Here is a 20577-nt window from a genome sequence, read left to right as displayed (position 1 = left end):
GCATTGCTAGCCGGCGATTAGCCAGCTAAATAGGCGCTAATACGTGTCGTTGATGCTGTTGTTGAGACTAGGGACACTTTGAAGCCATAACTTGCAGTGGCTTACCTGCATCATCAAACTTCAAGCTCCAAACATACTTCCCGCCGTCACGGATGGTAACAGCTGTATCTTTACCATAACCGCCTTTGGTTAGTGCCGTCTCTTGGCCTAGTTTGATATTCAGGCCATCAGCCGTGTACTGCGGAGACCAAGATTTAGACGCATATTGCATGCGGTAGCTGCCCGGTTTCTCGTTAGTCACAACTTGATAGGTATTGTCACCACGATAGGTAAAGGCTCGACCTTCTTTGTGTTTCCAGCCAGAGTCCGCGAAGTTGCCTACAACGTATAGCTTGCTGCTTACTGGGCCCGCTTCAGATACGACAGGGTTATCACACTGAGCCATAAAGCCTTGGCCAGAGACTGGCGCGCTCGCCATCGCCGCAGCGACAGGTCCTGCAGCACTTGGTTTATCTACGCTCAAGAATCGACCTTCAAATGGTGCTAGCTCAATTTGGTAGCTGTCACCGGATGCGGCGATTTTGTCTTGAGTGAGCAGGTCGCTCAGTCCAGCGTCAGAGCCAGATTGTTTCTTCGTGAGCTCTAGTGTGTATGGCTTGTCAGTGACGTTAATGGCATAGATGATCGCTTCGTTGCCGGCACCTTTGTGGTCGACGTAAACGGATTCGTTAGCAAGTAGGTGGGTTCGCTTACCTTGAGACAGTGCCGGGTGGTCCTGGCGAAGTGTCATCAGAGTTGTCACATACTGCTTGAGATCTTGCTCGCGAGCATTGAGGTCAGCTGTTACCCCTTCGACTTTACCGCTGGTGCGCGCCACGTGGTCGTCACACAGTCCTGGAATGGCACAATCTTCCCATACTTTGTCAGCAAACCCATCTAACTGATCACCAATCTCATCACCGTAGTAAGTGGTGATTGGGCCTGTGTAAGCGGCTTGGAATGAGAAAGCTGCTTTGTATCGTTGCCAGTATTCATCGTCCTCTGGTGAAGCTATATCGCCACGTTGCAGTAAGTCACCAAAGCGCACTAAGTCGTGGTTACCAATCATAAGGTTTGGTTTTGCGTGGTCTGGATAAAGTGAGTGTAATGACATGCCTTCTGCTAGCCACTCACCGCCTTTGCCACCAACACCGGCTTCGTTTACAGCAAGCGTCTCTGTTAAGCGGTAACGCACAGGGAAGTCAAACGCAGAGCAAAGTGCTGGAGAACTATTAGTACCATAGCCTGTTTCGATAATGCGGTTTTCTCCCGCCCAAATCTCAGCAACCATGTAACCCAGTGGATTAACGGTTTCACCCTCTGAGTTTACGTATTCAACTTCTGCAGAGGCGACATCGACACTCTCACGAATTTCTGCCCATGCGTCTTTTGGTACTTGATACGCTTGGTCAAGACGCCAGCCATCAATCTTAAGTTCTTTGATCCAGTAAGTCGCGACCTCTTTGTAGAACTCTAAACTCTCTGGGTAAGCGACAGGGTTGTTCTCGCCTTGTGGTAGTTTACCAGTAGGTGAAGGCGCAACATTACCTTTATGGTGACCGAATACGCCATCAAAGAATACGTATAAGCCGCGAGCGTGCGCCTCTTCTACTAGCTGTTTAGCTTGCTCTAACGTACCGAATCGTGGGTCGATACTGAAATAGTCAGTGGCAAAGTAGCCCGTTGCATCAAGTCTATCTGCCCAGTGATCTTGTCCTGCAACAGGCTCAGAATTGAAGATAGGTGTTAGCCAAATACCGTTCATACCCAGCGATTGAATGTAATCGAGTGAGTCGATGATGCCCTGAATATCGCCTTTATGGTGGCTAGTGCCGTAGCCGGTACCGTGCCCGATAGAGTCATCGCCATTCACAAAGCTTTCGACCATTACTTGGTATATGCGCAGGTCGTTGATTTCAGCGCTGTGTGTGGTTTGACATTGGTAGGCATTGAGGTCGACCTGCTCAGAGGTCTCGGTTGTAGACTGGCATCCAGCTAAGAGTGCGAAAGAAACCGCTAAAGCCGTCGTAGTTAGGGTGCGTTTCACGTTCAAGTCCTTATTATTGTGTTTTGCTTCATTATTGACCAAGTGAAACAGAGGCAAATCATCCATAAATCAAAGGGCTGAGGATGAGAAAAAGGGCTGAGAGATCTCAGTCACAATAAATTTACATTTCACCACGCGGAGTATGATTTGGTGCAAATTTATTCACCGATAAAAGGTATGCAGTTGAGTAAAAATAGTTTGTTGGAACGCTTTTCCAATAACCCTCGACCTAACACAATTTTGGTTCTGTCTACGAGGTCACTTTCTGTTATCGCAAAATACACAGTCTGTACTTTATAAAAGAATTGTTATGGTGTTTTATGTGAAATGTTAATGATTGTGGGCGATTTCATTGTTTCTCTAAAACAATACGCTTGGTTGGCGTGGCTTATTTAACATCCTAACTCTTTGAATCATTGACGCTTACTTTGAATTGTTCGATAAGAAAGAGTAAAGAATGTGAGTAGTGATTCTTCCCAGTTTGTAGACGATGAATATCGCTTTGAACCCACGTTGCGGGCGAAGTTTTCACGTCGAAGGTGGTTCAATTGGAAAGGCATTGAATTGCGTTTGGTGTTGGCTTTAGCGATGCTGTCGATGACAACGATCTTTCTTTCGGTCTTTTCTAGTTTCACTTTTGATATTCTCAATCAGCGCCTTGTTGAGCTGAAAGAGCAAGAGATCCCTGCGCTAGATAATGCGGCTCGCCTGAACGACAGAGTCAGAGAAGTCATCACAACCTCTTCCCAACTCAGTGGTGCTGAATCCAACCTAGAGCGCCAACAAGCGATGCTGCGAATTGAACAGGCCATTTCGGAGATGAAAGGCATCATGGTTCAATTTCCCGACTACCATTCTTACTTCAAGGATCTTATCTCACAAGTTCACAATAGCTTGAGCTTGCTCTATCAGAGTGAAATAGAGTCGCAGCAGCTCAACAAAGAGTTACGTAACCTGTTAGAAGGTTTCTACCCATTGCTTCAACAAGCCAGTGACGCACTCGATGAACTCCCTCAATCGAGCAAACAACAGATTGATTTCGCTCAGTTAAAGGCGCTGCTTTACTATCAATTGGGTTTGGTCGAGAAGCTCTACAACGATTCAAGTTTTAATGAGCTGGACTACACTGGATACCGCCTAGAGCAGGTCGGTGAAGAGTGGTGGAGCATTTGGGCGAGTGGTGATCTAAGGAGTGAATTTCCTGATCTGGATGAACAGTTGATGGTGATCTACAGCTTGGCGTCCAGCACGAGCACCCTGTACCAGTTAAAAAACAAGGCACTCGATCACCGCTATCAAGAGATGTACTTTCTACAAAATAGCCGAGAGCACCTTAACCAGCTCACGGTTCAAATTGAAAGCCACACCAGCAAGGTGAATGGCAATATCGATCAATCCATTCAACAAGCTCAACAGTCTCTGCTTTCAAATCAGCGACTGTCTCTGTTTCTCTCCCTGTTTAGCGTATTAGCCGCAGCGGCGATATCTTGGTTCTATGTGCGAAAGAGTGTTTTAGAGCGCCTCTTGCAACTAAAAGACAACATGTTCGCTATCTCTACTGGGCATCTAGATACCGAAGTCGCGATTCGCGGTCGCGATGAAGTGACGCAAATGGCTAAGTATTTAAGAGTGTTCCAAACCACCGCTAAGGTTGTGAAACAGACCAATCGTAAGCTCGAAGCTGAGGTTATCGAGCGCACTATTGCTGAAGAGAAATTGCGCGTGACCCAAGATGAGCTGATTCAAGCAGGTAAGCTTGCGGCTTTGGGGCAGTTGAGTGTCGGCATTACACATGAAATCAATCAACCTCTGACTGCAGTAAACAGCCATGTTCGCAGTGCACAGTTGTGGTTGGAAAAAGAACGTCCGGATAAGGCGGCGAACAACCTGCAGAAGATCGAGACATTACTAGAGAAAGTCGCAGCGATTACCCGTCACCTGAAAGCATTTTCGCGTAAGAGCGATGGCAAGCTAACCAGTGTTGTACTGAACGATGTGATTAGCGATGCGATTGACTTGTTTGAGACTCGCCAAAGTGGAGTCAACATTGAGTATTCACCACATCGGTCATTGTTGGTTCGAGCCAATAGTATCCGTTTAGAACAAGTCTTGGTGAATCTAATTAGCAATGCGTTAGATGCTATCGAGCACAAAGAACAACCTAAGTTAATCATTTCTACCTCTGAGCACTCAGAGACCATCGAAGTATCAGTCAAAGACAACGGTTTAGGTATTCCTCAAGAGGATCTCCCGCACTTGTTTGACCCATTTTATTCACGAAAAAGCTCTGGAAAAGGGCTCGGACTTGGTTTGTCCATTGCTTACAACATCATAAAAGACTTTGGTGGTTCGATTCATGTGGAATCTCAAGAACACCAAGGCACAACTTTCATCGTCACTCTACCAAAAGGCACACACTCATGACCCAAGACAACCACATTATTTTGATTGATGACGAACTGGACGTTGTCGAAGCGGTGAGTGAAATGCTTGAGCTCGAGGGATTCAACGTCACCAGTTACACCGACCCTAATTTGGCACTCAAGTCGTTGAAGGGAAGCAGCCAGTCTGTGGTGTTGAGTGATGTTCGAATGCCGAAAATCGATGGGTTGAGTTTGGTTAGCGCGATTCAACACCGAGCACCGAACGTACAAGTGTTATTGATGAGTGGTCACGGTGACATACCTATGGCGATTGAAGCGATGAAGCTGGGTGCGTTTGATTTCTTAGAAAAACCATTGGATACCGGTGAGTTGGTAGAGAAGCTCAATCTCGCACTAGCGCAATGTCAGAGCAGCAGCTCTCAAACCTCTGGTGAGAGTGAAGAGAGTGACCTACCAATCGAGTCTGTCGTTATCGGTCAATCAAAGGGCATGGAGAGTATTCGCAAACAGGTTCTCGCTTTAGCACACACAGGTGTGGATACCATAATTAATGGTGAAACGGGTACTGGTAAAGAGGTGATAGCAAGGGCGCTTCATCAATTTAGCCGACGAAAAGCCAAACCGTTTGTAGCGATTAACTGTGGCGGTATGACAGAGAGCATCATTGAGAGTGAACTGTTTGGCCACGAGGCAGGGTCGTTCACCAGTGCCAATAAAAAACGCATTGGCAAAATAGAGCAGGCGAGTGGTGGAACCCTATTCCTTGATGAAATCGAAAGTATGCCTATCGCGGTGCAAATCAAATTGCTGCGAGTGATTCAGGAGCGAACCATTGAACGTGTCGGCGGGAATGAATTGATCCCTGTTGATATTGTTGTGGTTGCGGCAAGCAAAGCCGATCTCGCTAGCCTGAGTGAGTTGGGTGAGTTTAGAGCCGATCTTTTCTATCGCTTGAATATCGCTAGTCTGAATCTGCCGGCTCTACGTCATCGTAAAGAGGACATTCAACTGCTGTTTCGACACTTTGTTGTTCAAGCTAGCCACAAATACAAGACTCGTCCATCGACAATTTACCCTGAGCAGATCCAGCAGTTGTGTCGACATGAGTGGCCGGGCAACGTGCGTGAGCTCCGTAATGTCGCAGACCGCTTTGTATTGGGTATTGTGGGGGATGGTTTTGATCTGCAATCGCCAAGCTGTGAATCGACCAGTGGTGAATTTGCATTTGAGAAACAGATGGAGCAGTACGAGCGTAACGTGTTAACAGAAGCTTTGATAGAGAGCGCTGGCAACATCAACGATGTGTCTAACAAGCTTAACTTACCGCGTAAAACCTTGTACCGAAAAATGAAAAAGCATCAGCTTGATAAAGAGAGTTTCAAAATATAGTCGTTCAAAACATAGTTCGTTCCAAACATAGTCAGGGTGAAAAGGATAAAACTGATAAGACAGTAATGACCCATTTAATTAATCAATAAATTAATATCCACTTCAAGTGTTTGTAATATAAGGTTTTTAACATTTGGCACAATGCCTGCACTAAACCATTGCGGCTTAAAGCCATTGCTGCGTATAAGCATTATGGTTTAAGCCGCAGGCAGGCTATCAGTCTCCTTATTGCATCCGTATCTTTTATTGATGAGCGGAAGCGTTAAGGTGGAGACTGAATGGCCAAATTAAGGAAAGTAAAAAATAATTGCTTGTTGCAAGGAGATACAAACATGAAGCAAATTCTGAAAGGTTCAATTGCTTTAATACTCGGCGTGAGTTCGATGACAGCATGGGCAGCACAAGAGTCTGCCAACCTTGGACCTCGTCCCCTCTTTTTAATTAACAATATGGACGAAGGACCGCTGAAAACTAAGCTATTGAGTTGTAGTGAAGGGCCTTTCCAACGCAGTGACTTCTCTATTGGTCACCGTGGTGCGCCAATGCAGTTCCCGGAGCATACTAAAGAGTCTTATCTCGCTGCGATTCAAATGGGTGCTGGCATCTTGGAATGTGATGTGACCTTTACCAAAGACAAAGAGCTTGTCTGCCGTCACTCACAAAACGATCTGCACACCACGACGGACGTGTTGGCTCATCCAGAGCTTGCGAAGAAATGTACGGTTCCATTTAAACCAGCTAACCCTGCAACGGGTGAAGACGCTCAGGTGGAGTGTCGCACTACAGACTTTACCTTGGCGGAGTTTAAGACGCTTAAAGGGAAAATGGACGGTGCGAACCCTAAAGCAACCACGGTTGAAGAGTACATGAATGGCACGCCTGGCTGGAGAACTGATCTTTATAGCCAAAGCGGTACCTTGATGACCCATGCTGAGAGTGCAGCGCTGTTCAAGCAACATGGCGTGAAGGTGACACCGGAGCTGAAATCAGCAGCGGTAGAGATGCCATTCAATGGCTTTAGCCAAGAGATGTATGCTCAAAAGCTGGTGGATGAAGTCAAGGCTGCTGGCTTTGATGCGTCTGAAGCCTACCTACAGTCATTCAACCTGGATGACGTTAAATACTGGATCAAAGAGAACCCTAAATTTGGTGAACAAGCGGTGTATCTAGACGATCGAGTGTATGAGCAAGCGGACTTTGTTGCTTCGATTGAGAACATGAAAGAGCTACAAAAAGCAGGTGTAAACATCATCGCACCGCCATTGTTTGCTCTGGTTGAGCTTGATAAAGATAACCAAATCGTTGCGTCTGACTACGCTAAACTGGCGAAGCAAGCTGACTTAGACATCATTGCTTGGACACTTGAGCGTTCAGGTCCACTGGCACAAGGTGGTGGTTGGTATTACCAAAGCGTCAAGCAAGGCATCAACAACGATGGCGATATGATGAAGATGCTAGACGTACTAGCGCAAGACGTTGAAGTGTTAGGTGTATTCAGTGACTGGCCTGCAACGACGACTTATTACGCTAACTGCATGGCACCAAAAGCCTAAGTGAGTTGGTGAGATGGGCGGTATGAAGTGAGCTGCCTGTCTCTATGATTGGACAATCTCAATCTATTTTTTAAGAGCCTTCGGGCTCTTTTTTTGGCTTGATAACTGTGGGACAAAAGTGACCCAAATTCATATTAATAGCTTGGACACAAATGACTCAAATCTAATTACCTAAAATGAGATTTGTTTTAAGTTGTTGAAAATAAATAAAATAATAGTTGGCACAAAGGGTGCAATAAGAGGTTCGACCCTCAACAAAAAGTAAAAGTAAGGTTTGAATATGAAAATCAGTGTTAAAGGACTGTTAATCGCTAGCTCCCTACTACTTCCTTCAATGGCTATGGCAAACGACTGCTCTAGCCGTGGTGTGTTAGACGATCGATACTGTGATGAAAACCAAGATTTAGTGGCAGACTCGCCTAAAAATCCAGATGAGTGGAATGACCCGAGTACGCTCGTGTTTACCTACACTCCTGTAGAAGACCCAGCCTTGTATAAAGATGCATTTGCGGATTTCCAAGCGCACCTAAGTAAGATCACAGGTAAGCGCGTGATTTACTACACTGTGCACTCAAACTCTGCACAAGTGGAAGCAATGCGCTCTGGTCGTCTGCACGTTGCAGGTTTCTCGACAGGTCCAACGGGCTACGCGGTTAACCTAGCGGGTTATGTACCAATCGCGGTGAAAGGTGATGAGTCAGGCTTCCAAGGTTACAACCTAATCACTATCGTGCGTAAAGATAGCGGCATCAAGACGATGGCTGATCTGAAAGGTAAAAAGGTTGCGCATACTTCTGCGTCATCAAACTCTGGCAACCTTGCACCACGTGCACTTTTCCCTGCAAAAGGCTTAGTACCAGACCAAGACTACAAGGTGCTTTACTCGGGTAAGCATGACCAATCTATTTTGGGTGTATACAACGGAGACTACGATGCAGCACCTGTCGCCTCTGATGTTTACGACCGCATGGTTGCAGCAGGACGTGTAGATGCGTCTGAGCTTAAAATTATCTACCGCAGTCCACGTTTCCCAACATCAGCATTTGGCTACGCTTACAACCTGAAACCAGAGCTTGTTGACAAGATCAACGAAGCCTTCTTTAGCTACCGCTTTACACCAGAAATGAGCGCAGCATTCAAAGGCGCTGACCGTTTCTCTCCTATCTCTTACAAAGAAGAGTGGGGCGTGATTCGTGACATTGCTCATGCAACGGGTACTGCTTACACCAAAGCGGGTCTGAAAAAGCTTGCGGAAAAAGATGCGGCGAAACGCGCGAAGAAAAAAGCAGCTGAGCTCGCGAAACAAGCAAACAGTCAGTAACTCCTCTCTAATACCCTTTTCACTTATTCACTGAATAAGTTGTTTTAAGTCGATGCCCTCACGGGTAGGGCATCGCTCATTTTAAATTTGCACAAGGAAACGCAGTATGGCCGTAGCTAGCTATGACGGAATTAAGATCAACGACCTGTATCACGAATACGTAGCAGGAAAGCCGATCCTTAAAGGAATTAATATTGATATCGATGAACCAGGGATCATCGCCATCATTGGCCCATCAGGTACGGGTAAAAGTACACTGCTTCGTTGCATCAACCGTCTAAATGATCCAAGTAAGGGTGAGATTATCTTTGATGGTTCTGACCTGACAAAACTGCAGGGACAAGCGCTGCGTAAACAGCGTCGTCACATTGGTATGGTTTTTCAAGAGTACAACCTAGTAGAGCGATTGACTGTTATTGAGAACGTGCTGAGTGGCCGCTTAGGCTACATGACGGCTTGGAATGCGTGGCGTCGTAACTACTCTTCACAGGATCTTGCAAAAGCCTTCGAACTACTAGAATTTGTTGGCCTTCAAGATTTCGCTAATCAGCGTGCAGACAGCTTATCTGGCGGTCAAAGACAGCGTGTGGGTATTGCTCGTGCTGTTATGCAAGACCCATACATCTTACTGGCTGATGAACCAACGTCATCTCTTGACCCTAAAACAGCGGTAGAAATCATGGAGTTGATGGAAACCTTCGCACAGCAGAAAAATATCCCGGTACTCGTTAACATTCACGATGTGAGCCTAGCGAAGCGTTATGCGAAACGCATCATAGGTATGTGTAACGGTAAGGTGCATTACGATGGCAGCCCTGAAGGTATCTCAGAAGATGACCTTAAGATCATCTACGGAGGTGAGTCATGGCTGGATTAACCACAAACTCATCGACATCGCAGACTCAATATCAGAATCCGTTTAAGGCATCGTGGACAAACCGTGCGATTGTGGTGGCGATCGTCGCTTACCTTTTCTATAGCTTTTCGACCTTGGGTTTGACCTTTGAGCGACTAATTATCGGTTTTGGCGAAAGTGAGCGTTTACTATCGCGCATGTTTCCGCCCGATTTTTCACGCACAAACTTACTGTTAAGTGGTTTGGCGGAGAGCTTGCAGATCGCGATTATTTCGAGCTTCTTCGGCATCGTTATCTCTCTGTTCTTGGGCTTATTAGCAGCAAGAAACATGATGCCATCGATTGTATCAACGCCAATTCGAGGCTTTATCGCGCTATGTCGCTCTTTCCACCCAGTAATCATTGCGATTCTATTCGTAAAAGCCGTGGGTTTCGGCGCATTGGCAGGGATCCTGACTCTCGTGTTCGCTTCAATTGGCTTCATTGCCAAGTTGTTTGCAGAAGCGATTGAAGAGATCTCTTTCAAACCAGTCGAAGCCATTAAAGCGACCGGTGCCAGTTTTGTCAGTGTGATTCTATACGCGGTAATGCCGCAAGTGTTCACTCGCTTTATTGGCTTTGCTAGCTACCAACTCGACTCGAACCTACGTAACTCGACCATGGTTGGTATCGTTGGTGCGGGTGGTCTGGGTGGCACACTGTTCTCGGCATTCCAGCGCTTCGATTACGATTTTGTAGCGGCTATTTTGATCACCATTATCGCTTTGATTCTTGTAGGTGAGTTTCTTTCCAACATCGTTAGGAGAATTTTCTGATGACAACAGCATCTATTGATAGAGAGTGGCAGCGATTTACTCCTAATGAACGCATCGCTCGATTCGCCATTTATCTGAGTTTGGTGAGCGCGATTGTGTGGTCTTGGCAAACAGTGGAAGTGATTCCTGAGTTTCTGTATGACGCGCCTGCGCAGTTCGCGGATATGTTTCAACGCATGCTACCGATGGATTATGGGTTTTATCCAACGACCATTCATGATGCGATGATCGAGACGCTGCACATCGCAACGCTCGGCACACTGTTTACTCTTATTTTTGCGATACCTTTAGCGCTGTTGAATGCGCCAAATATTACGCCAAACAAAAGCTTGAATTGGATTGCTCAGTTCTTTCTAGTGTCTTCACGCTCAGTGAACTCATTAGTTTGGGCCCTGCTATTCATCGCCCTGTTTGGCCCCGGTGTTCTTGCAGGCATTATGGCAATTGCCGTCCGCAGTGTAGGCTTTGTAGGGAAGCTGTTAGCGGAAGCCATTGCCGAAGTGAACATGGGGCCAATTGAAGCCTTACGTGCAACTGGCGCGTCTTGGATGAGTGTTCTACTAAAAGGTTATTGGCCACAAGTCATGCCCGCTTTCTACTCGATTGTTCTGTTCCGTTGGGATATTAACGTTCGTGAATCCGCCGTGCTTGGCTTAGTAGGTGCGGGTGGTATCGGTGTGGTACTGAATGATGCTCAAAACTTGTTTGAGTGGCAGAAGGTATCAATGGTACTGGTGAGTATTTTTGCGGTCGTGATCATCGCGGAAGCCGTTGTGATTCATATTCGTAACAAACTGATCTAATGACGTATCCCCTAACGTAAAACTGTGTGATTGAGAGCTTTTGTCTAGCATTATTAAGCTCAAACGACCCTAGGAGTCTCGGTCTTCCTAGGGTCGTTTTTTTAGATTCGTTCTCTGCGTTTTATCCGTTCTGCTAGCTTTGTTCGAGTGCGATAAGCTTTGGTCTAGTGAGATAAGCTTTAATGCAATCAGCTATCCTGATGACTGGGATTAGAATACGCAGTGCTTAGCAAAGTCTCCGGCTTCGTTTGCAGTCCAGTCGCCTTTTGGTTTCTCTTTCATATCGGTACACCAAGCTTCACTGCCGACCTCTGTACAGGCCATCAGTTGGCTTGCTAAGAAAAGTACCAGCGCGATCTTTTTCATAATAAACATCCTTTTATTGCATTGTTCCATAACGATAGTGGATTCCATACTACTTGCAATTTGTGATATCACCAACACTTTGTATGGTTTAAATCTTTGAGGCTATTTCCTTTCTCGATCAAAAAAGCCAGCGCATTGGCTGGCTCTTAATATTCTGTTTTCCTTATCTATTCACCTTATAAGATGAAAGAGTGCCAAGTTAAACTAGCTTCATCTCTTGAATGATGTCAGACGCGATTTCTGGCTTAGTGCTGGTCGGTTTAGCGTGAAGATCGGCTTTCAATTGCCCTTTTCTGTTACTCAGACCTGCTTCAAGTTTCTTGATTGCTGCGGTTACGGCAGGATACATAATATCGTCTGTCGCTTTGGCTGTTACACGCACACCTTCGTAATTTGTGAATACCTCAACTTGATGTTGGTTGTGCTCTTTAGTGATGATGATGTCGCAGCTGATCAGTGATGGAAAGTGGTTAGCAATCTTATCGAACTTGCCTTCGATGTCTTTGCGTGAGTCGTCGTTAATTGATACGTGATGTGTTTGAACGTTTACTTTCATAAATCATACCTTTCCAATGACTGTGTCATTTAAACGTAGCAAACATCCGTTAGATTAACCAACAGCGGAAATACACATGTGTGATTGAGTTCAGTGTTATCAAATAATCTGTTGTTTGACTCTTGAAACTCACCAAAACCGTGCGCATATTATGTCTCGTGATTTTGATACATGTTTAATTTTGCATCATGCCTGACGAATTACTCTAATTTGGTTCTCTGCCGCAGTAATTTATCCCTTCAAGCTAATTACTCTCAATATTAGTCACTTTTTATACAACTGCTTACTTTGCTCTTATTTCGAGCTCGAAAACCTTCAATCAATATCACAGCTCTTGATATTTCCCTCAGCAATCTGTTGACTCGTACTTTATGCGGTTTATCGTAGGCGCACTGTTCATTAAGGATCTTCTGACTATGTCTATGCCGTTAAAACTTGCTGCACTCGCAGCTTCTATGTCCGTGTCATTTAATCTGTTTGCTGCCCCAGTAGAATTTCAAGCAATTCCTGAAATCATGCAAAAGTTTGAGACTGCTGAGTTGTACGTGAAAAAATCAGTCACCCTTGGTCGCTTACCCGCGGAGTCTGAAATCGGCGCGGATTTCCCGACTTATGTGTCAGACGGTAAGGGAGGTTATAGCTTGGAAACCAATAATGTCATGACAGATGGTGTTGTGATTGCAAGTATGCCTAAGCCGATAGTAGACGATGTTTATAATCAATGGTTGGTGCCAAAAGAGACTTGGGTAAGCAGCTATGGTGAACTGCCAACTTCAACCACAGAATTTAAGCCGTTCAAGCGTATTAAAACCATCAAAGCGATTAAAATAGATGCCGAGATGCTAAAGCTAATGGGCAGTGAAGATGGCAAAACAGCGATCATCAAGGTGAGCTGGGATGATAAAGGCATGAAGGTGTATAAGGATGGTTTCCTAGCCGACTACGAATATGGGATCGCACCTCATGAAATGGCAGAGAATTATGAGTTGCTAAAGAGCGACGAATTGGTAGAGAGCGATGAATTAGCACCGAAATAACAGACATATCCTCTGCTTTTAAGCCTCGCTCTAGCGGGGCTTTTTTGTATCGAGATAAAAGTTAGACGTAAGTCACATTTTTAGTCCATTTTACCGCTCGTTATGCTATTATGCGCCGCTTGTCTTTGTAATTGATAAAATACGCATTACTTACGCGGTCAATTCCGCCTTTATGGGTAATGTCCTCACTCAGTTTAGCTATCAGGCTGAACGTCTGCATTCTGCTCGGACGCAAGAAAGTAGCTCAGACTGCTTCATTCATGTGCATTGAGAGCCCCATCTATCAAAGACCTTTATTAAACACCCCGCATTAGCGCTAACTTTGTTGGCGTGAAGGGTTTTGTATTTCCAAAAAATAATCCTTGCTGCTAGGCGTTGCTAGTAGCTGACAAGTAAGGAGCTTATATGACATCTACGGTATCTTCATCCGTACCTGTATCTGCTGATGAAAAAGAGGTGAACCACCCGTTTCTCTCTCTGGTCATCATGGTTATCGTTGCAGCGATTGCAACCTACTTTATCCCGGCAGGTGAATTTGAACGTGTAGTAATGAACGGTCGAACGGTCATCGACCCAGATAGCTATACACTACTTAGCAGTAACCCAACGACATTAGCCTCATTTTTCGAATCATTTTTTAAAGGCTTCAAGTCTGCCTCTGGCGTAATGGGCGTTGTAGTATTTGTGGGTGGTGCCTTCGGTATCATCAAGCATATGGGTTTACTCGATGCATCCGTTGTTGCGTTAACCAGTAAGTTGAAAAAGCAAGGTTTGTACGTGATCGCGCCAGTGATCATGACCGCGATCTTTTTCAACGTGACCTTCACAGGTATGCGTGAACTTGACGTTATCTTCATCTCATTGATGATCCCTATTTGTATCAAGCTTGGCTACGATGCGATTACGGCACTTGGCGTGGTTCTTTTGGCAAGCTGTGCGGGCTTTGCTGCAGCATTAGCGAACCCATTCTTTACCGGCATTGCACATACGATTGCAGAGCTGCCAATGTATTCAGGCATGTGGTACCGCTTTATTGTCGGTATGTTTATGCTCCTTACAGGTGCTTGGTATGTTTTGAACTACGCACGTAAGGTAAAGCATGACCCAACCAAAGGGCTACTGCATGGTACGGGTTACCACTACGAGTCTAACGTTGAAGCGAAAACCCTAACCACGCGTGAAAAGTTGGCGGGTGTGGCGTTCCTTGGCGTGTTTGCGTATATGATTTTCGGTACGCTGACGATGGGCTTTGGCTTTACTGAAATTGCGGGTGCTTTTGTCGCAATGGCTATTATTCCGGGTTTGGTTGCAGGCCTTTCGCCGAATAAGATCTGTGAATATTGGACACGCGGCGTGAGCGATGTTCTGGTTGCAGTGTTGATCATCTTCTTTGCTCGTTCGGTGTTGACGATCATGGAAGACGCTAAGATTGTCGATTCTATTATCTACTACCTAGCACAAATCATCTCGGGCAGCTCGAAGCTGGTGGCGGCCGCAGGTATCTACTTTTCACAAGCCGTGATCAACCTGTTCATCCCATCGGGAAGTGGTCAGGCTGTGATTACCATGCCAATCATTATCCCTCTAGCGGATATTGGTGAGGTAACACGCCAAGTGGCGGCGCTTGCCTCTCAACTGGGTGATGGTATATCGAATTACATCTACCCAACCAACGGCGGCTTGCTGGCGGTACTAGCGATTGCAAAAGTACCTTACTCGAAGTGGGTTCGCTTTTTCCTACCGCTGTTCCTATTTTGGTCGGTGGGTGCTTTGATTTCTGTGGTTATCGCTCAGATGATTGAATTGGGGCCGTTCTAATCGGGTTTGATTTGATAGACAAAAGGCAGCTTAATCGCTGCCTTTTTCGTGTTTGGAGTGCTCAGTTTACATTTTAAGATCTAGTCAAAACGATACGAGGAAGGCACTACAATCACACCCTCTTTTGAAATATGAAATCGCTCAGCATCGGCTTTGCTATCAACGCCAATTACGGTTCCGGCAGGCACTTTCACATGCTTGTCGATAATGCAGTTCTGAATGTGGCAGTTCTTGCCAATCTCTACATTCTCAAACAAGATGCTGTCGATAACAATCGCCGCATTCTCGACTTTTACTTTCGGGAAGAAGATGGAGTTCTGAGCAGACCCGCCTTCAATTACCACACCATTGGCAATCATTGAGTTGATAAAGATGCCTTGGTTGCCCTCGACAGAAGCTATGGTTCGAGCTGGGGGAAGCTGCGGTTCATAGGTTCGAATCGCCCAATCCGGTTGGTAAAGATCGATCGGGGAGACTGGCTTAAGTAAATCCATATTGGATTGGTAGTAGGAGTCAATTGTGCCGACATCTCTCCAGTATGCGTCTTGGGTGACTCGACCCTCTTCGCTACCAAATTTATAAGCATAAACACTCTGATTGTTCACGAGTTTCGGGATGATATCTTTACCAAAGTCGTGGCTCGAGTTTGGATCTTCAGCATCGTCTAATAGGGCGCGAGTCAGTACCTCTTTATCAAAGATGTAGATCCCCATCGAAGCCATACTTCTCGTCGGCCTACCCGGAACACAGGCTGGGTATCTTGGTTTTTCGGTGAAGTTTTGGATCTGATGAGACTCGTCAATCTCCATCACCCCAAATTCTTTCGCTTCATCAATCGACACTTCCATACACGCTACCGTTAGATCCGCTTCGGTCTGCTTGTGCTGCTTTAACATCGGCGCATAGTCCATGCGATAGATATGATCACCAGATAGAACCACGACGTGTTTCGCTTCACTGCGAGAGAGTAGATACAAGTTTTGATAGATGGCATCAGCCGTACCGCTGTACCAGCTGTCTCCAGTGCGCATTTGAGGGGGAACATTGGTGATGAACTCGCCAAGCTCTGGGTTGAGTACCGACCAGCCATCACGCAGGTGTTTCTGTAAAGAGTGGGATTTGTATTGAGTCAACACCAGTATTTGTCGCAAACCAGAATGTAAACAGTTTGCTAACGTGAAGTCGATGATTCGATATTTGCCACCAAACGGCACAGCGGGCTTGGCGCGGTTGTCTGTGAGTGGGGAAAGCCGAGAACCTACGCCGCCTGCGAGGACGATAGTTAGAGTGTCTTGCATGTCAGAACCTCAATGTATTTATGATTATGCCAAGACTACTGCAAGCATTGCGCCATATGTAAGTTGTTGAATTTTAGAGGTGAAAGCAGGTTGATAGGATTTTGTGCACCAATACGGAACAGGTGATGGTGGCAAGGTGTGTTTTTGCACCAATACAGTGCGTGAGTCTAGCGGGCATGATTGATTAACAAAATGACGCACGGAAAAGCTGCATTACAAAAGTGTCAATAAATTGGGTGAATAGAGTGATCGAGGTTAAATAAATTTATATAAATACTCATAACTTTTCACAAATTGATTTCCATCAATAATGTGGGGTTATTGTGTGATACCTTGCACGCAAAATAAGAAATGATTACTGACTCATCAATAAGTAAGCCCTACAAAAGGAAATAATAATGAAAAAAACAGTATGTGGTATTGCAGTTCTTTCAGCCCTTATGTCTGCTAACGTTCTTGCTCACAGCGAAGGCGATTTCATCGTTCGTGCAGGCGCTGCAATCGTATCTCCAAACGATAGCAGCGGTGACGTTCTAGGTAGCTCCGCTCTAGAGTTTTCAGTAGATTCAAACACGCAACTAGGTCTAACGCTTGGTTACATGTTTACTGACAACATCAGCTTCGAAGTACTAGCAGCGACTCCATTTTCTCACGGTATCTCTGTAAACGGTGTTGGTGAAGTAGCTGAAACTAAGCACCTTCCACCTACGTTCATGGTTCAATACTACTTCGGTGATTCTGAGAGCGACTTCCGTCCATACGTGGGTGCGGGTATCAACTACACAGTATTCTTCGACGAGTCTCTGACTAGTACGGGTAAAAACGCAGGTCTAACAGACGTATCTCTAGATGATTCTTGGGGCCTAGCAGCAAATGTGGGTATGGACTACATGATCAATGATGACTGGTTCCTAAACGCATCAGTTTGGTACGCAGACATTGGTACAACTGCAACATACAAAACTGCGACAGATACGTTCAAAACTGACGTAGATATCGACCCATGGGTATTCATGATCGGTGGTGGTTACAACTTCTAATTTGACGCGCTTTTAAGTCGTTCTAATTAGTCCATCGCCTTAACTTTAAGCGCTCAAGCACCAGCCAGCTTGGGCGTTTTTTTGTTTGGTCGCGACTGAATAAATATATAACTGATCTATCAATGTAACCTTTTGGTAACCTCGCTGTCTGCGTTCTGTCATACAAGCCCTCTAGCATTGCGATTCTCGCTCATGGAGGATATATGAAAAAGCACGTGTCAAAACTCACTGGAATTAATCTCAATACCACTCAACTCTTCACTTCTATCTCTGTTTCGCTTGCGCTGATGGGTTGTTCGCAATCAACACAAAACCAAGATGCTGCTTTCTCGGCACCCGTTGCTTTTGGTTATCAGTGTCAGACTTCGACGCCACCAACTTCGACCTCGGGTGAAGTGACAGGGCTTCGTCTAATCGGAACGTCAGTTGCCAATGCACCTTTTGACACGTCTGCGGCTGAAATCGTGAGCTACGATGCGTGTACCGATAAGCTGTACGTTGTAAATGCACAAGCGAAAAAGGTTGATGTACTTGCTTTAGATGACAGTGGTAAACCGACCAACGAGGGTTCGATTGATCTACAATCAGCTGCTCAGGCTTCTGATATCAATATCGGCGCAGCAAACAGTGTCTCTACACACAACGGTTTAGTTGCGGTTGCTATCGAAAACGCAGACAAGCAGGAAAATGGCTTAGTCGCACTTTATCGCTCAGATACATTGGAACTTATCACTACGTACGGTACGGGCGCTTTGCCGGATATGGTGAGCTTTTCAAAAGATGGTCGCTACATAGCAACCGCTAACGAAGGCGAGCCGAACGCGGATTACACCATCGACCCTGAGGGCAGCGTGACGCTTATCGATCTGCTTAACGGCCCAAAAGATGCAGTGGTTACGCAGATTGATTTCAAAGCGTTCAACCAAGGACAAGCGCGCCATGGCGAACTGAGTGACAAGGTCCGTATCTCTGCCCCGAACGCTACCGTAGCTCAAGACCTTGAGCCGGAATATCTGACTTTTTCTGACAATGGCAAGCTTTATGTTGCGCTACAGGAGAACAACGCACTAGCTGCGATCGACGTTGAATCTGCAAGCGTTGATGCCATTTTCGGACTGGGCGGTAAGTCATGGGCTGAATTTGAGCTTGATGCGTCTAATAAAGACAAGAAACTCGGTCACTTCAAGAGCTATGAGATGCTAGAAGGTTTGTACATGCCTGACAGCATTGCGAGTTATAGCGTGAATGGTGAAACTTACATCCTGACCGCCAATGAAGGGGACGGTCGAGAATACGGCATCGATACGACACAAAAAATGTGTGATGAGATTGGCTACAAATGGGATGGGGATGACTACCAAGGCACTGCCGAGTATGCAACTGAAGAAGACTTCTGTATCGCTTATGTGGATGAAGTTCGTGGTAAAAAGCTAGATGTTGCTGATGATCACCCGTTGGCCGATGCACTTAAAGATAACAAGCAACTGGCTCGTCTAAAAGTGATCAAACCACAACAAACATTACAAGCTGATCAAAAAGTTCAAGCGTTTGGTTCTCGTTCATTCTCTATCTGGAATGAAGCTGGTGAGTTGGTATTTGATAGCGGTGACGATTTTGCGAAAATTGTTTATCAACAGCAACCAGAAAATTTCAATAGCACCAATGACAACAGCATGAGTGGCGATGATCGCAGTGATGATAAAGGTGTCGAACCTGAAGCCATTGAAGTGGCTAACATCAATGGTAAGCACTATGCCTTTATCGGCCTGGAGCGTCATGGCGGCATTATGGTTTACGACGTTACCGACCCGAAAGAGAGTCGCTTCATTAGTTACCTTAATAATCGCGATTTCTCACAACCTGTATGTACCGAGGTTGATGAAGATGGTGATTGTGACAACGACACTTACAGCTCAAAGGCGGGGGATTTAGGTCCTGAGTCCATCAAGTATTTCAGTCGCTCTGGTCAACACTTCATTGCAGTTGGTAACGAAGTGAGTGGTACAACATCGGTATTTCAAATCGAGTTTTAATCTCAAATTGTTATATTTGTTGAAAATAGAAGGGTGAGCTTAGGCTTGCCCTTTTTTATTGATAAGTGATCGATTTAACACTTGCTTCACATTTGCACTGTAATTTATTGCACAATATTCGGTCGCAGAGTAATGTTTTAAACGGTTCAAAAAACGATCAGTAAATAAAATCTGTAGCTAGGTTTAGATCTAATTACGGTTTAATAATCAAGGAGATGATTGTGCTTAAACGTAATTTATTAGTGGCTTTATTCGCGATTTTGCCTGCAATGGCAAGTGCCGAAAACTACTCAATCGGTACTGGTGGTCAAAGTGGTATCTACTATCCATTCGGTGGCGCGCTGGCTAAGGTTTGGTCTGAAAACGTGCCAGATGTGAATGCCAAAGCAGAAGTCACCGCGGCTTCGGTTGAGAACACGATTAAGGTAGTTCGTGGCGATATGATCGCAGGTATCGCTATGGGTAACGTTGTTCTAGACGCATACAACGGCGAAGGTAAGTTCCCGAAAAAAATGCCAGTGAAAACACTGTTTGCTCTATATCCAAACCTAGTGCATACCATCACTCTTAAAGATTCGGGTATCGACTCTCTATCACAACTAAAAGGTAAGCGTGTTTCTCTAGGTGCGCCTGCAAGTGGCACGGCGGTAACGTCGGCAGCACTACTTGAGTCAATGGGTATTGACGTTAAAAAAGACATCGATGCGGTTTACCTAAACTACTCAGAAACTACTAACGCACTGGCAAATGGTCAAATTGACGTTGGCTTTATCGTTGGTGGCCAAGGCGTAGGTGCGGTGACTCAGATTGCTCTGACTCATGATATTAAAGTGCTGTCTATCTCGGACGAAGAGAGCGCAAACTTCATGAAGCAGTACCCAGCTTACAGCGCTTATGACATCCCAGCAGGTGTTTACAATAAGGTTGACCCTGTATCAACGCTTAGCGTGTGGAATGTGTTGGTGGTTAACGCGAACATGAGCGATGACATGGCGTACAACCTAACTAAGGCTGCATTTGAGAACATTGGTGATATTCGCAAGGTCGTAAAAATGGCTGAAATGACAACACCAGAGAATGCATCTCGACTACAAGGCGTACCACTACATGCTGGTGCTCAAAAGTACCTAGATTCTGTTAGCAAGTAATTAAACTACTTCAGGGTAAGTGATCTCTCACTTACCCTTTTTTATCAATTCGTTCTTATCCAGCAGGCATTAAT

General features: G+C 45.5%; 16 protein-coding genes. 12 read left to right on the top strand and 4 right to left on the bottom strand.

All coding sequences use genetic code 11. The features are described from left to right. Positions 1 to 67: 67 nt before the first annotated feature. Positions 68 to 2128, bottom strand: a complete 2061-nt coding sequence (locus AC6R05_RS19320) for an alpha-amylase family glycosyl hydrolase (protein WP_500648456.1) — start codon at positions 2126 to 2128, stop codon at positions 68 to 70. A 471-nt stretch (positions 2129 to 2599) separates the two neighbouring features. Here AC6R05_RS19320 and AC6R05_RS19315 point away from each other — a divergent pair, with 471 nt between their 5' ends. The 7 genes from AC6R05_RS19315 to phnE (AC6R05_RS19285) all read left to right on the top strand — a co-directional run bounded on the left by AC6R05_RS19315 (position 2600) and on the right by phnE (AC6R05_RS19285) (position 11207). Continuing rightward, on the top strand, positions 2600 to 4510 hold the full coding sequence (locus AC6R05_RS19315; RefSeq protein ID WP_500648455.1) for a sensor histidine kinase: 1911 nt from the start codon (positions 2600 to 2602) through the stop codon (positions 4508 to 4510). Continuing rightward, positions 4507 to 5859, top strand: a complete 1353-nt coding sequence (locus AC6R05_RS19310) for a sigma-54-dependent transcriptional regulator (protein ID WP_500648347.1) — start codon at positions 4507 to 4509, stop codon at positions 5857 to 5859. Before AC6R05_RS19315 ends, AC6R05_RS19310 begins: the two co-directional genes overlap by 4 nt. A 332-nt stretch (positions 5860 to 6191) precedes the next feature. Continuing rightward, positions 6192 to 7412, top strand: a complete 1221-nt coding sequence (locus AC6R05_RS19305) for a glycerophosphodiester phosphodiesterase family protein (protein ID WP_285407177.1) — start codon at positions 6192 to 6194, stop codon at positions 7410 to 7412. Between the two features lie 280 nt (positions 7413 to 7692). Beyond that, complete coding sequence (phnD, locus tag AC6R05_RS19300) at positions 7693 to 8733, top strand: phosphate/phosphite/phosphonate ABC transporter substrate-binding protein (RefSeq protein WP_032553435.1); 1041 nt, start codon at positions 7693 to 7695, stop codon at positions 8731 to 8733. 106 nt (positions 8734 to 8839) lie between these two features. Further along, positions 8840 to 9610, top strand: a complete 771-nt coding sequence (phnC, locus tag AC6R05_RS19295) for a phosphonate ABC transporter ATP-binding protein (protein ID WP_152470206.1) — start codon at positions 8840 to 8842, stop codon at positions 9608 to 9610. Continuing rightward, the gene (phnE, locus tag AC6R05_RS19290) at positions 9598 to 10404 is read left to right on the top strand and encodes a phosphonate ABC transporter, permease protein PhnE (RefSeq protein WP_500648346.1); all 807 of its coding nucleotides are present in this window, start codon (positions 9598 to 9600) and stop codon (positions 10402 to 10404) included. Before phnC ends, phnE (AC6R05_RS19290) begins: the two co-directional genes overlap by 13 nt. Further along, positions 10404 to 11207, top strand: a complete 804-nt coding sequence (gene phnE, locus AC6R05_RS19285) for a phosphonate ABC transporter, permease protein PhnE (RefSeq protein WP_032553432.1) — start codon at positions 10404 to 10406, stop codon at positions 11205 to 11207. Before phnE (AC6R05_RS19290) ends, phnE (AC6R05_RS19285) begins: the two co-directional genes overlap by 1 nt. 210 nt (positions 11208 to 11417) lie before the next feature. Here the strand turns inward: phnE (AC6R05_RS19285) and AC6R05_RS19280 are convergent, their stop codons facing one another. After that, a complete protein-coding gene (locus AC6R05_RS19280) occupies positions 11418 to 11573 on the bottom strand; it encodes a DUF3012 domain-containing protein (RefSeq protein WP_150868545.1) in 156 nt (51 codons plus the stop codon). Between the two features lie 199 nt (positions 11574 to 11772). Then, entirely contained in the window at positions 11773 to 12129 is a 357-nt protein-coding gene (hpf, locus tag AC6R05_RS19275) for a ribosome hibernation-promoting factor, HPF/YfiA family (protein ID WP_152470208.1), read from the bottom strand. Positions 12130 to 12545: 416 nt separating this feature from the next. Between hpf and AC6R05_RS19270 the strand changes: the two genes are divergently transcribed. Both AC6R05_RS19270 and AC6R05_RS19265 read left to right on the top strand, forming a co-directional pair. Next, positions 12546 to 13166, top strand: a complete 621-nt coding sequence (locus AC6R05_RS19270; RefSeq protein ID WP_500648345.1) for a hypothetical protein — start codon at positions 12546 to 12548, stop codon at positions 13164 to 13166. Positions 13167 to 13571: 405 nt separating this feature from the next. Then, entirely contained in the window at positions 13572 to 14984 is a 1413-nt protein-coding gene (locus tag AC6R05_RS19265; protein ID WP_500648344.1) for a YfcC family protein, read from the top strand. 80 nt (positions 14985 to 15064) lie between these two features. On the opposite strand, the gene glgC is transcribed toward AC6R05_RS19265, so the two are convergent. Next, complete coding sequence (gene glgC, locus AC6R05_RS19260) at positions 15065 to 16282, bottom strand: glucose-1-phosphate adenylyltransferase (protein WP_032553429.1); 1218 nt, start codon at positions 16280 to 16282, stop codon at positions 15065 to 15067. Between the two features lie 398 nt (positions 16283 to 16680). Here glgC and ompW point away from each other — a divergent pair, with 398 nt between their 5' ends. The 3 genes from ompW to AC6R05_RS19245 all read left to right on the top strand — a co-directional run bounded on the left by ompW (position 16681) and on the right by AC6R05_RS19245 (position 20503). After that, a complete protein-coding gene (ompW, locus tag AC6R05_RS19255) occupies positions 16681 to 17322 on the top strand; it encodes an outer membrane protein OmpW (protein WP_150868549.1) in 642 nt (213 codons plus the stop codon). A gap of 203 nt (positions 17323 to 17525) precedes the next feature. Then, entirely contained in the window at positions 17526 to 19355 is a 1830-nt protein-coding gene (locus AC6R05_RS19250; RefSeq protein WP_500648343.1) for a choice-of-anchor I family protein, read from the top strand. 215 nt (positions 19356 to 19570) lie between these two features. After that, a complete protein-coding gene (locus AC6R05_RS19245; protein WP_032553426.1) occupies positions 19571 to 20503 on the top strand; it encodes a TAXI family TRAP transporter solute-binding subunit in 933 nt (310 codons plus the stop codon). The last annotated feature ends 74 nt before the right edge of the window (positions 20504 to 20577 follow it).

The sequence above is a fragment of the Vibrio sp. R11-SG3-ISO9 genome (assembly GCF_059834255.1).
The sequence above is the reverse complement of the archived record's forward strand: the minus strand, read 5'-3'. Positions and strand labels throughout refer to the sequence as shown.